Raw genomic sequence first — 14,464 nt, 5'->3', positions numbered from 1 at the left:
TTCTCGTGGCAATTCTCGAGTTCGTCCTGCAGGTCGTGCTGGGCATCACCAGCGTTCTGCTGACCCTCCTCATCCTCCTGCACAAAGGTCGCGGCGGTGGACTGTCCGACATGTTCGGTGGCGGCATGACCTCTGCGGTCGGCTCCTCCGGTCTCGCGGAGCGCAACCTCAACCGCTTCACCGTCGTCCTGGCACTGACATGGTTCGTCGCCATCGTCGCGCTGGGCCTCATCACGAAATTCGAGGTCATCTGATGGCTACCGGTGGAAACGCCATCCGCGGCACCCGTGTGGGCTCCGGCCCGATGGGCGAGCAGGATCACGGTTATCACGCCGATCGCATCGCGGTCTCGTACTGGGACGGTCTCGGCAACGAGACGGTGCGCTACTTCGCCGCAGGGCTCCCGGAAGAGGAGATCCCCGAGACGATCGATCACCCGCAGTCGGGTCTCCCGGCTGGGCGCGACAAGGAGAACCCTCCTGCTCTCGCGAAGGCGGAGCCGTACAAGACGCACCTCGCGTATGTGAAGGAGCGTCGCACCGACGAGGAGGCCGTCCAGCTTCTCGACGACGCGCTCACGCAGCTGCGCGAACGTCGGGGGCAGTGACCTCGACCTGACATCGAAGAGGCCGCCGTGAGTGATCACGGCGGCCTCTTCTGTCACGCGGTCGCGCTGTGTGGTCAGCGGCAGCCCGCGGCGGCGTCGATGTACTCCTGCGGCGGGTATCCGTATGCCCAGACGCCGTTGGCATCGTCGGTGTAGCCCATGCTGATGGCCCACGCGGTGGCCCACTTTTCGATGCTGTCCTGCGTCGAGGAGTCGTACATGTCCTGGCACTTCACGCTGATCGCGTGACCCACCTCGTGCGCGACGAGTGCCTTGCTCCGCTCCGCCGGCCACTGCTCGGCCACCGAGTCGGAGAGCTCGATGTTCGCGCGTCCGGGGTCGTCCCACCACCAGGTCGTGTACCCGCCCATGCTTCCGTTGTAGCCCGCGCCGTTGACCACGGGGGACCAGTCGAACTCGAGCAGCACGCCCGGTGCGAGGGAACGGGCGAACGCCTCGATCTCCAGGCGCGCGCCCTGCAGCGGACCCGACTTCTCGGCCAGTTCCTCGGACTCTGTCGCGATGATCTGAGCGGCGGCGTCCTGCAGCGCGACATAGGTCGTCGCCGCGTCGCCATCGATGCTCGTCACGGCCAGTGCATCCGCCGCGGCGTCCCGGAGTGCGATCACGGCGTCGTTGCGCGCGGAGAGGTGTGCCGCCTCGAACCCCGCTGCCGCCTCAGCCGCTGCGGAGATCACCGCCAATCCGGTCTCCTGCACGGCGTCCTCGGCCTCGGCCGCATCCTCGGATGCGGCTTCGAGGTCCCGCACCAGATCCTCGAGTGAGTTCTCGTCATCGGCAAGCTCCGCGGATTCTCCGAAGAGCTCCCAGAACCAGACCGGCTTCTCGCCCGGAGACGGGAATGCGATGGCGTCGAGCGTCTCCGCGGCAGCTCCTGCCTCCTCGCCCTCGGCGACGGCGGTGGACAGCGCCGATACGGCATCTTCCGTCACGGCGATCCGCGCCTCGGTCACGTCCAGGATGACGTGGCCGGCATCCGTCGCCTGCGTCAGCGTGTCGCGGGTGTGATCGGTTTCCGCCTTCACCGCCGTCGCGGTGCGGAGGGTGTCGTCGAGTCGGTCAGCGGTGTCGTCGTAACCGAGATTCGCGGACAGCTGCGTGATGCCCAGCGCAGCGATCACTGCCGCGCCCCCGAGGATGCCGATGACGAGGCCTCGGCGCGGGCGTCGGCGCGCCCGGGGGCCCGCGACGGGGCTCGGACTCGAAGAGAAGCGCGGCGGAAGCTCGTGGGCGCCGCGCGTCGGGGGGAGTGCGTGCGTCTCGGGGCCGGGCCGAAGCGGGGCGGTCACGTCGTGCCCATTTCGTTTGCCTTCCGGTCGGAGACTGCGTGCGTCGGTGCTGCCAGCGTATTGGACCGGTCACCGAGCACGCGAGAAGGCCCCCACCGTATTCGATGAGGGCCTTCTTGTCCGGAGGGGCTGACGGGAATCGAACCCGCATCATTAGTTTGGAAGACTAAGGCTTTACCACTAAGCTACAGCCCCGGATCCCCGCGGAATCTCGGGGACGGGCCGGAGTCGCAACTCCGGACTCATCGATCATACCGGACAGTCGGGCGTGCTCTCGTCCGTTAGACTCGGTGGGGCTGAATCTGCGTGCGGATTCCCCGGGGCGTAGCTCAGCTTGGTAGAGCGCCCGCTTTGGGAGCGGGAGGTCGCAGGTTCAACTCCTGTCGCCCCGACACGGCCCCACGGACCTTACAGCCGCGATACCGCGCGGAAATCACAAGGAGAACACACCAGCATGGCGAACAGCACCGTCGAGAAGCTGACCCCGACCCGGGTCAAGCTCAGCATCACGGTCACCCCGGACGACCTCAAGCCCAGCATCGCTCACGCCTACGAGCACATCGCTCAGGACGTGCAGATCCCCGGCTTCCGCAAGGGCAAGGTCCCGGCGCCCATCATCGATCAGCGCATCGGCCGCGGTGCGGTCATCGAGCACGCGGTGAACGAGGGCCTGGACAAGTTCTTCCGTGACGCCACGGTCGAGCACAAGCTGCGCGTGGTCGGCCGTCCGGCCGCCGACATCACGCAGTGGCCGAACGAGAAGGACTTCTCCGGAGACCTGCTCGTCGACATCGAGGTGGACGTGCGCCCCGACATCGACCTTCCCGCCTACGACGACATCACCGTGACGGTCGACGCCATCGAGGCCGACGAGGCCGCACTGGATGCCGAGCTCGACAACATGCGCGCCCGCTTCGGCACGCTCGTCCCGGTCGACCGTCCGGCCGCCAAGGGCGACTTCGTCGAGCTCGACCTGGTCGCCACGATCGACGGCGCCGAGATCGACCGCGCCGAGGGCGTCTCCTACGAGATCGGCTCCGGCGAGCTGCTCGAGGGAATCGACGACGCGATCGAGTCGCTCACCGCCGGTGAGGACACCACGTTCCGCTCGGCCCTCGTGGGCGGCGACCACGCCGGTTCCGAGGCCGAGGTCTCCGTGACCGTCAAGGCCGTCAAGGAGCGCGAGCTTCCCGAGGCCGACGACGACTTCGCGCAGATCGCGAGCGAGTTCGACACCATCGCAGAGCTCCGTGAGAGCCTGGCCGAGCGCGTCGCGCAGCAGGGCGTCTTCACGCAGGGTTCCGCCGCGCGCGACAAGCTCGTCGAGGCGCTGCTCGAGAAGATCGAGATCCCGGTCCCGCCGCAGCTCATCGAGGACGAGGTGCACAACCACCTCGAGGGCGAAGGCCGCCTCGAGGACGACGTGCACCGTGCCGAGGTCACCGAGGCGAGCGAGAAGCAGTTCCGTACGCAGGTGCTGCTCGACACGATCGCCGAGCAGGCCGACGTGCAGGTCTCGCAGGAAGAGCTGAGCCAGTACCTGATCCAGTCGGCCGCGCAGTACGGCATGGCGCCGCAGGAGTTCGTCGAGGCGCTGCAGTCCTCGAACCAGCTCCCCGCGCTCGTCGGCGAGGTCGCCCGCAACAAGGCTCTCGCCATCGCGCTCGGCAAGGTCAAGGTCGTCGACAGCAACGGCAAGGCCGTCGACCTCTCCGACTTCATCGTCACGGACGATGAGGCCGCCGAGGGCGAGGGCGAAGCCGAGGAGAAGCCCGCCAAGAAGGCTCCGGCCAAGAAGGCGCCCGCGAAGAAGGCTCCGGCCAAGAAGGCCGACGCCGACGCTGCGGAGGAGCCCGCCGAGAAGAAGCCGGCTGCCAAGAAGCCTGCCGCCAAGAAGGCTCCGGCCAAGAAGGCGGCCGACAAGGCCGAGTGATCGGACACGATCCAGTGAAGAGGGCGGGTGCTGCGGCATCCGCCCTCTTTTCCATCCGAGGGAGAGCAGTGATGAAGACGTGGGATGACCGCATCGACGAGGTCTGGACGGATGCGTCGGGCGAAGAGGTCGGCGACGACACGATCGCGCGGATCGACGCCCTGGCCGCCGAGCGCGGGTCGGACGATGCACGCGCGGAGTTCGAACGTGCCGGCGCGCGGGACTCGGCGGGAAAGCCGGCCGAGGCCGTGGAGCTGTACCGGCGCGCGCTCGCGCTGGGGCTCGACGAGGAGCACCGTCCGCAGTGCGTGATCCAGCTGGCCAGCTCGCTGCGCAACCTGGGGGAGTACGACGAGGCTCTCGCCGTGATCCGCGCCGAGGAGGAGCTGTCGACGGACGGGCCCTATCGCGACGCCGTCGCGACGGTCCATGCCCTCATCCTCGCGAGCGCCGGACGACCGGCGCAGGGGCTCTCGGTGGCACTGCTCGCGCTCGTGCCGCACCTCCCGCGGTACCACCGCTCGATGACGGCATACGCCCACGAGATCGCCGGCACCGACACCTGATATGCCGACGGCGAACACGGCCTGAGTGCTGCGTCGTCGCCGGTAGATTCGAATCACTGAAACACGGAATCAGGAGCTGACATGGCTGCAGAACCCCTCCTCGCAACGAGCGTCTTCGACAGGTTGCTGAAGGACCGCATCATCTGGCTCGGCTCGGAGGTGCGAGACGAGAACGCGAACGAGATCTGCGCGAAGATCCTTCTTCTCGCCGCAGAGGACTCCGAGCGAGACATCTACCTCTACGTGAACTCGCCTGGTGGCTCGATCACCGCGGGTATGGCGATCTACGACACGATGCAGTTCGTGCCGAACGACATCGTCACCGTCGGCATCGGCATGGCCGCATCGATGGGCCAGCTGCTGCTGACCGCGGGCACCAAGGGCAAGCGCTACATCACGCCCAACGCCCGAGTGCTGCTGCACCAGCCGCACGGTGGCTTCGGCGGTACGTCGAGCGACATCCAGACCCAGGCGCAGCTCATCATGTCGATGAAGAACCGCCTCGCCGAGATCACTGCGGCGCAGACCGGCAAGTCGGTCGAGCAGATCAACGCCGACGGTGACCGCGACCGCTGGTTCACCGCCGAAGAAGCGCTCGAGTACGGCTTCGTCGACCACATCCGCGAATCGGCCTCCGACGTCATCGGCGGCGGCGGAACCGACCAGGACACCGAGTAACGGAAAGCGAAAGGACGCTCATGTACACACCCACCTTCCGCTCATCCGGTGACCTGCCCTCCAGCCGCTACGTGCTCCCGCAGTTCGAGGAGCGTACGGCCTACGGCTTCAAGCGTCAGGACCCGTACAACAAGCTGTTCGAAGACCGCGTGATCTTCCTCGGCGTGCAGGTCGACGACGCGTCTGCTGACGACGTCATGGCGCAGCTCCTCGTCCTGGAGAGCCAGGACGCCGAGCGCGACATCACGATGTACATCAACTCGCCCGGTGGCTCGTTCACCGCGATGACGGCGATCTACGACACGATGCAGTACGTCGCACCGCAGATCCAGACCGTCGTGCTCGGCCAGGCAGCATCCGCCGCGGCCGTGCTGCTCGCGGCCGGAGCGCCCGGCAAGCGTCTGGCGCTGCCGAACGCCCGAGTGCTCATCCACCAGCCCGCGATGGGGGAAGCCGGGCACGGCCAGGCTTCCGACATCGAGATCCAGGCCGCGGAGATCCTCCGCATGCGGACCTGGCTCGAAGAGACCCTGGCCGGGCACACCAAGCGCACGCCGGAGCAGGTGAACCGCGACATCGATCGCGACAACATCCTCTCCGCCGCGCAGGCCCTCGAGTACGGCATCGTCGACCAGGTGCTCACCACGCGCAAGCGCGCCTGAGACCGTTCGGTCCTGAAAGGGCGTCCGTCATCACGACGGACGCCCTTTCTTCGTCCCCGGCGGATGTGCACTTGTTCCGCGGCTAATGCTCATATGAGCATTCGGATGCGCGAACGCGGATTCCGGCATACTCTGGACGAGGAAGGAGGATGCCGTGGAAGACGATCTGCTCATGGTTCGCGTCGCCGAGCTCTATTACGACGAGGACAAGACTCAGGACGAGATCGGCGGACTCCTCAAGATCTCCCGCTGGAAGGTCGGCCGGCTCCTGGTCCAGGCCAAGGAGCGCGGGATCGTGCGCATCGAGATCGTGCACCCGCGCGCCCGCCGGCTCGGTCTCGAGCGGATGCTGGTGGAGCGGTTCGGCCTCACGGATGCCGTCGTCGTGCCTGCACCGGAAGGCGATGACGGGACGCTCGAACGCGTCGCACAGGCTGCCGCCGACTTCCTGACCGCACTGCGGCCGGTTCCGCGCACCCTCGGCGTCAGCTGGGGCCGCACTCTCCGTGCCGTCGCCGAGGCGCTCCCCGACGGCTGGGCGAACGGCGTCACCGTCGTGCAGCTCAACGGCGGCGTCAGCCTGAACCGCCGCTCGGGCGGTGCGGCCGGGTTGGCCGTCACGATCGCTCAGCGTGCTTCGGGCCAGGTGTCGCTGCTGCCGAGCCCGGCGATCCTCGAGCGCGTGGAGACCAAGCAGGCCATCGAGTCCGATCGCACGGTCGCGGCGGTCCTCGAAGAAGCCGCCGAGGCGCAGGCGTTCCTGTTCACCGCGGGACCCTGCGATGCCTCGTCCGCCCACGTCGAGAACGGCTACCTCACGGGTGAGGAAGTCGAGGAGCTTGCACGTCGCGGTGCGGTCGGCGATGTCCTCGGCCGCTACGTCGACGCCGAGGGCAACATCGTCGACTCGCAGCTCGACGCCCGAACGGTCGGCGTATCGCTCGATCGGCTGCGCGGAGCCGCCCACGCGATCTTCGTCACCGCCGGCCCCGCCAAGCACGACATCGCACGCACGGTCGTGACCAGCGGTCTGTGCGGCGTTCTGGTGACCGATGAGACCACAGCACGAGCATTGTTGGAGGAACAGTGACGACCACAGAAATCAGCCGCAGGACGGCGGTGGATGTCCTCGGCGGTGAGCCGGACGACGCCACCCTCCGTCGCTTCCTGCACGGGCTCCCCGGTGTCGACGCCGTCGGACTGGAGCAGCGCGCTGCGGGGCTCGGAACCCGCTCCATCAAGACCACCTCGAAGGCCTGGGCGCTCGACACCATCATCAAGCTGATCGACCTCACCACGCTCGAGGGTGCGGACACCCCCGGCAAGGTGCGCTCGCTCGTCGCCAAGGCGAAGACCCCGGATGCCGCCGACACGTCGACTCCTCGGGTCGCCGCGGTGTGTGTGTACGGCGACATGGTGGGCGACGCGGTCACCGCCCTCGGCAGCCTGCACGGCGACCCCGACGACGGTCTGATCTCGGTCGCGGCGGTAGCCACGGCGTTCCCGAGCGGCCGTGCGTCGCTCGCGATCAAGCTCGCCGACACCGCTGAGGCGGTCGCCGCCGGCGCGGATGAGATCGACATGGTCATCGATCGGGGAGCCTTCCTCTCCGGTCGCTACGGCCTCGTGTTCGACCAGATCGCTCAGGTGAAGGAGGCCTGCCGCCGTGAAGACGGCTCATACGCCTCCCTCAAAGTGATCCTCGAGACGGGTGAGCTGAACACGTATGACAACATCAAGCGCGCCTCGTGGCTCGGCATCCTGGCCGGAGGGGACTTCATCAAGACCTCGACCGGAAAGGTGCAGCCGGCCGCGACCCTTCCGACGACGCTGCTGATGCTCGAGACTGTGCGCGACTGGCACCGTGGCACGGGCGAGAAGATCGGCGTGAAGCCGGCCGGCGGTATCCGTTCGTCGAAGGACGCCGTGAAGTACCTCGTCACGGTCACCGAGACCGTGGGGGAGGAGTGGCTCCAGCCGCACCTGTTCCGTTTCGGCGCCTCCAGCCTTCTCAACGATGTGCTCCTGCAGCGTCAGAAGCTCAGCTCCGGCCACTACTCGGGCCCCGACTACGTCACGATCGACTGATGCTTCGACTGGCTCAGCAACCCAAGGAATTCAAATGACATTTCTGGAATACGCTCCGGCACCGGAGTCCACTGCCGTTCTGAACCTCAAAGACAGCTACGGGCTGTTCATCGACGGCGAGTTCGTCGACGGCTCGGGCGCGTCCTTCAACACGATCTCCCCGGCGACCGAGAAGCACATCGCTGAGATCTCCTCCGCGAGTGACGAAGACGTCGACCGAGCCGTCAAGGCTGCGCGTCGCGCCTACGAGAAGACCTGGTCGCGCATGAGCGGTCGCGACCGCGGGAAGTATCTCTTCCGCATCGCGCGCCTCGTGCAGGAGCGCGCTCGGGAGCTCGCCGTCGCCGAGAGCCTCGACAACGGGAAGCCGATCAAGGAGAGCCGCGACGTCGACGTGCCGCTCGTCGCCTCCTGGTTCTTCTACTACGCGGGCTGGGCGGACAAGCTCGATCACGCCGGGCTCGGAGCGAACCCCCGTGCTCTCGGCGTCGCCGGGCAGATCATCCCGTGGAACTTCCCGCTGCTGATGCTCGCGTGGAAGATCGCGCCCGCTCTCGCCGCCGGCAACACCGTCGTCCTCAAGCCCGCCGAGACCACGCCGCTCACGGCACTGATCTTCGCGGAGATCCTGCAGCAGGCGGATCTTCCGGCCGGTGTCGTGAACATCGTCACCGGTGCGGGAGCCACGGGCTCGGCCCTCGTGCGCCACCCGGATGTGGACAAGGTCGCCTTCACCGGATCGACCGGCGTCGGTCGCGACATCGCGCGCGCCGTGGCCGGAACGAAGAAGAAGGTGACCCTCGAGCTCGGCGGCAAGGCTGCGAACATCGTGTTCGATGACGCCCCGATCGACCAGGCCGTCGAGGGCATCGTCAACGGCATCTTCTTCAACCAGGGCCACGTCTGCTGCGCGGGGAGCCGCCTGCTGGTGCAGGAGTCGATCCACGACGAGGTCGTCGACCGGCTCAAGACGCGCCTGTCGACGCTGCGCCTCGGCGACCCGCTCGACAAGAACACCGACATCGGGGCGATCAACTCCGCCGCTCAGCTCGCTCGGATTCGCGAGCTGAGCGACATCGGCGCGGCCGAGGGCGCAGAGCGCTGGACGGCGGACTGCGCGATCCCCGAGCAGGGTTTCTGGTTCGCTCCGACGATCTTCACCGGTGTCGAGGCTTCTCACCGCATCGCCCGCGACGAGGTCTTCGGCCCGGTGCTCTCGGTGCTCACCTTCCGCACGCCGGCCGAGGCCGTCGCGAAGGCGAACAACACGCCCTACGGGCTCTCGGCGGGCATCTGGTCCGACAAGGGATCCCGCATCCTCGCGGTGGCCGACCGGCTGCGCGCCGGGGTGATCTGGGCCAACACGTTCAACCGATTCGATCCGTCGAGCCCGTTCGGTGGATACAAGGAGTCCGGGTACGGCCGCGAGGGCGGACGTCAGGGACTCACCGCCTACCTCAAGGGAGCCGCAGCATGAGCAAGCGCCTGACCGTCCCGAAGACGTACAAGCTGGCGATCGGCGGAGCCTTCCCGCGCAGCGAGTCCGGCCGCACGTACGAGGTGCTCACGCCCAAGGGAGCATTCCTCGCCAACGCCGCGAAGGGCTCCCGCAAGGACGCCCGCGACGCCGTGGTGGCCGCGCGCGCTGCGGTCAAGGGCTGGTCCGGAGCGACCGCCTACAACCGCGGCCAGGTGCTCTACCGTGTCGCCGAGGTGCTCGAGGGCCGGCGTGCACAGTTCATCGATGAGATCGTTGCGCAGGAGGGGCTCTCGTCCTCCGCCGCGGCCACGCAGGTGGACGACGCCATCGACCTCTGGGTCTGGTACGCGGGCTGGTGCGACAAGTACGCGCAGGTCGCGGGGAACGCGAACCCGGTCTCGGGGCCGTACTTCAACATCTCGGTCCCGGAGCCGACGGGGGTCGTGGCGACCGTCGCGCCGCAGGACTCCGCGCTGCTGGGTCTGGTTGCGGTCGTCGCTCCGGCCCTCGTGGCGGGCAACACGGTCGTGGTGGTCGCCAGCGAGCGGCATCCACTCTCCGCCATCAGCCTCGCCGAGGTGCTGGCCACCAGCGACGTCCCCGGCGGCGTCGTCAACGTGCTCACCGGTTCGCCCGCGGAGATCGCCCCGTGGCTGGCCTCGCACCAGGACGTGAACGCCCTGGACCTGGCCGGTGCCGGCGACCTCGACTGGGTCGACATGCAGATCGCGGCCGCCGACACTCTCAAGCGCGTCCTCACGCCCGGCGAGGTCATCGCCTCGCCCGAGCGGATCGGCGCCTTCACCGAGGTGAAGACGGTCTGGCACACGAAGAGCATGGTCTGAGCCCTCTGCCGATCTCGTGAGGGGTCGGAAATCGCCGCCCCGGAACCGCGGGTCGCGGCGGTTTCCGACCCCTCACGTGTCGCGACCCGATGCCGAGTACGTTCCAATGCGGCCCAGTGTCGTATGCAGCGGTTAGGCTCGAAGAACGATCTCTGATCCCCCATAGGAGGACGCGCATGGCCCGCATCGGTGAAAGCGCTGACCTGTTCAAATGCTCTTTCTGCGGAAAGAGTCAGAAGCAGGTCCAGCAGCTGATCGCCGGACCCGGCGTGTACATCTGCGACGAGTGCGTCGAGCTCTGCAACGAGATCATCGAGGAGCGGATGGCCGAGTCCTCCGGCGACGGTGTCGCGGAGTTCGAGCTGCCCAAGCCGCGCGAGATCTTCTCGTTCCTCGAGGAATACGTCGTCGGTCAAGAGCCCGCCAAGCGCGCTCTCGCCGTCGCCGTGTACAACCACTACAAGCGCGTCCGGGCGCACGGCACGCTGCAGACCGCCGAGCAGCGGGCTGAAGAGGTCGAGATCGCGAAGAGCAACATCCTGCTCATCGGTCCGACCGGCTGCGGCAAGACCTACCTCGCGCAGACGCTCGCGAAGCGACTCAACGTGCCCTTCGCCGTGGCCGACGCCACCGCACTCACCGAGGCCGGGTATGTCGGTGAGGATGTCGAGAACATCCTGCTCAAGCTCATCCAGGCCGCAGACTACGACGTCAAGCGCGCCGAGCAGGGCATCATCTACATCGACGAGGTCGACAAGATCGCCCGCAAGGCCGAGAACCCGTCGATCACCCGCGACGTGTCAGGCGAGGGTGTGCAGCAGGCGCTGCTGAAGATCATCGAGGGCACGGTCGCGTCGGTTCCGCCGCAGGGCGGCCGCAAGCACCCGCACCAGGAGTTCCTGCAGATCGACACGTCGAACGTGCTGTTCATCGTCGCGGGAGCGTTCGCCGGACTCGAGGACATCGTGTCCGCACGGGTCGGCAAGCACGGGATCGGCTTCGGTGCCCCGCTGCACGACAAGGGCAAGGATCTCGACCTGTTCAGCGAGGTGCTCCCCGAAGACCTGCACAAGTTCGGCCTGATCCCCGAGTTCATCGGCCGCCTCCCGGTCGTCACCTCGGTCTCGCCGCTCGACCAGGCCGCGCTCATCGACATCCTGACCGGCCCGCGCAATGCGCTGGTGAAGCAGTATCAGCGCATGTTCGAGATCGACGGCGTCCAGCTCGAGTTCGAAGAAGAGGCTCTGCGCTCGATCGCCGACCTCGCCGTCGAACGCAAGACCGGTGCCCGAGGGCTCCGCGCCATCCTCGAAGACGTCCTCGGCCCGATCATGTTCGAGATTCCCTCGGCAGAAGACGTCGCCAAGGTCATCGTCACCCGCGCGGCCGTCGATGAAGGCGCGCCGCCCACCATCGTGATGGAGCGCAAGCGCAAGAGCGCCTGACCTCGATCAGCCCGTCGTACGAGCCGAAGACGGTGGTCGCGACGGCCGGACCTCGTCCATGCACTCAGAGTCTCACGACTCGGGGACCACATCCACGGAATCCGGGTGAGCGGTCTCCAGCTCGGCGATCAGCACGGTATCGATGCCGTCGCTCCACTCCGCGTGCCGGGTCAAACGGAAGCCGAATCTCCCGAACGACGCGTTCAGAGCAACCGGGGCGGCATACGGCTCATGATCACGCAGGTACGGCGCCGCGGAGGCTCCATGCGGTGCGACAGGGGTTTCGGGGACGGGACCCGCGAAGGTCGCGGTGACGAGGCGTCCGCGCGGACGCAGCACTCGCCTCCATTCGGCCGCCGACTGCGCCACGGCGGGGATGATGTGCAGGGCCGTCACGCACGTGACCAAGTCGGCGGAGGAGTCGGCGAGAGGGAGGTCTGCGGCATCCGCCTCGATCCACTCTGCGGCGGGTAGCGCCTCGCGGGCGACGTCGAGCATCCCCGGAGAGATGTCCACGCCGATCAGCTCCAGCTCGGGGGCCCTGCGGGCGAGTTCCCGAAGCACGAGACCGGTGCCGGTCGCGATGTCGACGACACGGTTCACCTCTTCGATCGTGACGAAGTCGGCCACTGCCGCGGCGACCCCACGGTGCATCGCGCTCTCGTCGTAGTGTGCTGCACGGGCGTCGAAGGCGTCGCCGATGATGCGGAGCGGATCCGTCACCCGTGCACCTCAGCCGCCGAGGCCCCGACGCTTCAGCAGCGGCTCGATCTCGGCATCCCGACCGCGGAAGTCGCGGTACGCCTCCAGGGGGTCCTTCGAGCCGCCGACACCGAGCAGGCGTGCGCGGAACCGGTCGCCGTTGGCGCGGGTGAGCCCGCCGTTCTCCCGGAACCAGTCGACCGTATCGGCGTCGAGCACCTCGCTCCAGATGTAGGAGTAATAGCCCGCGCTGTACCCGCCGGAGAAGACGTGCGCGAAGTACGTGGATGAGTAGCGGGTGGGGACAGCCGGGTCGTCGAGGCCGATGTCGGCGAGAGCGGCGGCCTCGAACGCGGCCACGTCGTCGATCTCCGCGTCGACGCCCAGGCGGTGCCACGCCTGGTCCAGCCAGGCGGCGGCCAGATACTCGCTCGTCGCGTGGCCCTGATCGAAGGTCTCGGTCGCGCGCAGGCGCTCGACGATCGCGGGGTCGAGCGGTTCGCCGGTCTCGTGGTGTCTGGCGTAGTTGTCGAGGACCTCGGGCCACAGGATCCACATCTCGTTCACCTGGCTTGGGAACTCGACGAAGTCGCGGAACACATTGGTACCGGCGAAGTGCGGGTAGGTCACCGTCGCGAAGAGTCCGTGGAGGGCATGACCGAACTCGTGGAACAGCGTCGTGACCTCGTCGAGGGTCAGCAGCGTGGGCTCGCCTTCGCCGGGGAGTGGCACATTGAGGTTGTTGACGACGACGGGCGCGGTGCCGCGCAGCCGGGACTGACTCACAATCGCGTTCATCCAGGCCCCACCGCGCTTCGAATCGCGAGTATAGAGGTCGAGGACGTACAGGCCGACGGGGGTGCCGTCGTCATTGCGCACCTCGAACACCCGAGCGCCGGGGTGGTAGGCCACGAGGTCGTGACGTTCTGAGAACGTCACCCCGTACAGCCGCGTCGCGGCGAAGAAGACACCGTCCTGCAGGACGCGCTCCGCCTCGAACCAGGGGCGCAGCGCACTGGTGTCGATGTCGTACCGGGCCGTGCGCACACGCTCGGTGTAGTACGCCCAGTCATGGGCCTCCACGGCGAACGGCGTGGATTCGGTCTCGTCGACGATCGCCTGCAGCGCGGCGTGCTCGGCCTTCGCGTTACGTGCGGAGGGCGCGGCGAGCCGACGTAGCATCCGCTCGACGGCATCCGGAGTCCCGGCCGTCTCGTCGGCGGTCACATACGCGGCATGGGACTCGTATCCCAGAAGCGCCGCCCGCTCCGCCCGCAGCCGCACGATCTCGAGGAGCACAGGGCGGTTGTCATTCGCGTTGTCACGGGATCCGCGCGTGAGGGAAGCGGCCAAGATGCGCCGTCGCGATTCCCGGACGCGCAGCTGGGCCAGGGTGGGGTGTCCGGTGAACAGCGGGAGCGTGATGAGGAGATTGCCGTCGAGTCCGCGGTCCGTCGCGGCACGTGCTGCGGCCGACAGCTCGCCGGCGCTGAGTCCATCGAGTTCGGCGGGGGAGTCGAACACGACGGCGAGGTCGTTCGTGTCGTTCAGGAGGTTGCGCTCGAAGGTGTTGGTCAGCGTCGACAGCTTCTGATTCAGCGCGGTCAGCCGTTCCTTGGCGCTGTCGTCGAGACCGGCACCCGCGTGCGTCATCTCGCGGTGGTGGCGCTCCACGAGATAGCGCTGCTCGACGTCGAGGCCGAGAGCGTCCCGTTGCTCGAACACCTGCTGCACTCGCCAATACAGCTGGGCGTCCAGGGTGATCGCGTCCTGGTGGGCGGCCATGAGGGGTGCGAGCTGCTCGTCGATCTCCTGGATCTCGGGCGTCGCATCCGCGGAGCTGACCGTGTAGAAGGCATGGGCGACGCGGTCGAGAAGTTCCCCCGACCGTTCGAGTGCCTCGAGGGTGTTCTCGAAGGTCGGCATCGATCGCACCATCGTGATGCGGGCGACCTCGCGGAGCTGCTCCTCGAATCCGGCCTGGAACGCCGGGAGATAGTGCTCGGGCCGGATCTCCGAGTAATCGGGGAGTCCGAAGGGGAGGGTCGACGGCTGCAGCAGCGGATTCGTGGCGTCGGTCATCCTCCGAGCCTATCCACGAGAAGGTCCGTGTTCAGGAACCTCCGTCGCTCAGGCGCGTCATCGCCG

Annotated in this window: 14 protein-coding genes and 2 tRNA genes; 12 read left to right on the top strand and 4 right to left on the bottom strand. The window is 67.6% G+C overall.

All coding sequences use genetic code 11. From position 1 onward, the window contains the following. Positions 1-5 precede the first annotated feature (5 nt). Positions 6-254: a preprotein translocase subunit SecG gene (gene secG, locus ACFC14_RS16365; RefSeq protein WP_029261623.1), complete on the top strand. Its 249-nt coding sequence runs from the start codon at positions 6-8 to the stop codon at positions 252-254. Next, entirely contained in the window at positions 254-607 is a 354-nt protein-coding gene (locus ACFC14_RS16360; RefSeq protein WP_017830291.1) for an RNA polymerase-binding protein RbpA, read from the top strand. Before secG ends, ACFC14_RS16360 begins: the two co-directional genes overlap by 1 nt. Before the next feature lie 74 nt (positions 608-681). Here ACFC14_RS16360 and ACFC14_RS16355 read toward each other — a convergent pair whose 3' ends face one another. Both ACFC14_RS16355 and ACFC14_RS16350 read right to left on the bottom strand, forming a co-directional pair. Beyond that, positions 682-1,917 carry a hypothetical protein gene (locus tag ACFC14_RS16355; protein ID WP_376106693.1) on the bottom strand — a complete coding sequence of 412 codons (1,236 nt, stop codon included), beginning with the start codon at positions 1,915-1,917 and terminating at the stop codon, positions 682-684. A 124-nt stretch (positions 1,918-2,041) separates the two neighbouring features. Continuing rightward, positions 2,042-2,112, bottom strand: a tRNA-Gly gene (locus tag ACFC14_RS16350). A 123-nt stretch (positions 2,113-2,235) separates the two neighbouring features. Here ACFC14_RS16350 and ACFC14_RS16345 point away from each other — a divergent pair. The 10 genes from ACFC14_RS16345 (at position 2,236) to clpX (ending at position 11,614) form a co-directional block, all read left to right on the top strand. Continuing rightward, a tRNA-Pro gene (locus tag ACFC14_RS16345) sits at positions 2,236-2,309 on the top strand. A gap of 62 nt (positions 2,310-2,371) precedes the next feature. Further along, positions 2,372-3,850, top strand: coding sequence for a trigger factor (tig, locus tag ACFC14_RS16340; RefSeq protein WP_376106690.1), 1,479 nt, complete (start codon positions 2,372-2,374; stop codon positions 3,848-3,850). 71 nt (positions 3,851-3,921) lie between these two features. Then, complete coding sequence (locus ACFC14_RS16335) at positions 3,922-4,416, top strand: tetratricopeptide repeat protein (RefSeq protein ID WP_376106687.1); 495 nt, start codon at positions 3,922-3,924, stop codon at positions 4,414-4,416. A gap of 81 nt (positions 4,417-4,497) precedes the next feature. Beyond that, positions 4,498-5,094 (top strand): ATP-dependent Clp protease proteolytic subunit, encoded by a 597-nt coding sequence (locus ACFC14_RS16330; RefSeq protein WP_017830295.1) that lies wholly within the window; start codon positions 4,498-4,500, stop codon positions 5,092-5,094. 20 nt (positions 5,095-5,114) lie between these two features. Further along, positions 5,115-5,756: an ATP-dependent Clp protease proteolytic subunit gene (locus ACFC14_RS16325; protein WP_376106684.1), complete on the top strand. Its 642-nt coding sequence runs from the start codon at positions 5,115-5,117 to the stop codon at positions 5,754-5,756. 154 nt (positions 5,757-5,910) lie between these two features. After that, on the top strand, positions 5,911-6,846 hold the full coding sequence (locus ACFC14_RS16320) for a sugar-binding transcriptional regulator (RefSeq protein WP_376106681.1): 936 nt from the start codon (positions 5,911-5,913) through the stop codon (positions 6,844-6,846). Beyond that, complete coding sequence (deoC, locus tag ACFC14_RS16315; RefSeq protein ID WP_376106678.1) at positions 6,843-7,844, top strand: deoxyribose-phosphate aldolase; 1,002 nt, start codon at positions 6,843-6,845, stop codon at positions 7,842-7,844. The genes ACFC14_RS16320 and deoC overlap by 4 nt, the downstream gene beginning before the upstream one ends. Before the next feature lie 34 nt (positions 7,845-7,878). After that, a complete protein-coding gene (locus ACFC14_RS16310) occupies positions 7,879-9,321 on the top strand; it encodes an aldehyde dehydrogenase family protein (RefSeq protein WP_376106675.1) in 1,443 nt (480 codons plus the stop codon). Further along, entirely contained in the window at positions 9,318-10,169 is an 852-nt protein-coding gene (locus ACFC14_RS16305) for an aldehyde dehydrogenase family protein (RefSeq protein WP_376106672.1), read from the top strand. Before ACFC14_RS16310 ends, ACFC14_RS16305 begins: the two co-directional genes overlap by 4 nt. Before the next feature lie 176 nt (positions 10,170-10,345). Further along, entirely contained in the window at positions 10,346-11,614 is a 1,269-nt protein-coding gene (clpX, locus tag ACFC14_RS16300) for an ATP-dependent Clp protease ATP-binding subunit ClpX (protein ID WP_136042123.1), read from the top strand. Between the two features lie 72 nt (positions 11,615-11,686). Here the strand turns inward: clpX and ACFC14_RS16295 are convergent, their stop codons facing one another. After that, entirely contained in the window at positions 11,687-12,337 is a 651-nt protein-coding gene (locus ACFC14_RS16295; RefSeq protein ID WP_376106669.1) for a class I SAM-dependent methyltransferase, read from the bottom strand. A 9-nt stretch (positions 12,338-12,346) separates the two neighbouring features. Continuing rightward, a complete protein-coding gene (locus tag ACFC14_RS16290; RefSeq protein WP_376106666.1) occupies positions 12,347-14,398 on the bottom strand; it encodes a M3 family metallopeptidase in 2,052 nt (683 codons plus the stop codon). Positions 14,399-14,464 lie beyond the last annotated feature (66 nt).

Origin of the sequence: Microbacterium sp. NPDC055988 (genome assembly GCF_042269505.1) — a bacterium.
Taxonomy (GTDB): Bacteria; Actinomycetota; Actinomycetes; order Actinomycetales; family Microbacteriaceae; genus Microbacterium.
Note: the sequence above shows the minus strand (reverse complement) of the source record. Positions and strands in the feature narration are given on the sequence as shown.

What these genes read in the sequence shown, in the direction of transcription:
- ACFC14_RS16360 (WP_017830291.1), top strand. Translation starts at nt 254, where the DNA reads ATGGCTACCGGTGGAAACGCCATCCGCGGCACCCGTGTGGGCTCCGGC.
- tig (WP_376106690.1), top strand. Translation starts at nt 2,372, where the DNA reads ATGGCGAACAGCACCGTCGAGAAGCTGACCCCGACCCGGGTCAAGCTC.
- ACFC14_RS16335 (WP_376106687.1), top strand. Translation starts at nt 3,922, where the DNA reads ATGAAGACGTGGGATGACCGCATCGACGAGGTCTGGACGGATGCGTCG.
- ACFC14_RS16330 (WP_017830295.1), top strand. Translation starts at nt 4,498, where the DNA reads ATGGCTGCAGAACCCCTCCTCGCAACGAGCGTCTTCGACAGGTTGCTG.
- ACFC14_RS16325 (WP_376106684.1), top strand. Translation starts at nt 5,115, where the DNA reads ATGTACACACCCACCTTCCGCTCATCCGGTGACCTGCCCTCCAGCCGC.
- ACFC14_RS16310 (WP_376106675.1), top strand. Translation starts at nt 7,879, where the DNA reads ATGACATTTCTGGAATACGCTCCGGCACCGGAGTCCACTGCCGTTCTG.
- ACFC14_RS16305 (WP_376106672.1), top strand. Translation starts at nt 9,318, where the DNA reads ATGAGCAAGCGCCTGACCGTCCCGAAGACGTACAAGCTGGCGATCGGC.
- clpX (WP_136042123.1), top strand. Translation starts at nt 10,346, where the DNA reads ATGGCCCGCATCGGTGAAAGCGCTGACCTGTTCAAATGCTCTTTCTGC.
- ACFC14_RS16290 (WP_376106666.1), bottom strand. Translation starts at nt 14,398, where the DNA reads ATGACCGACGCCACGAATCCGCTGCTGCAGCCGTCGACCCTCCCCTTC.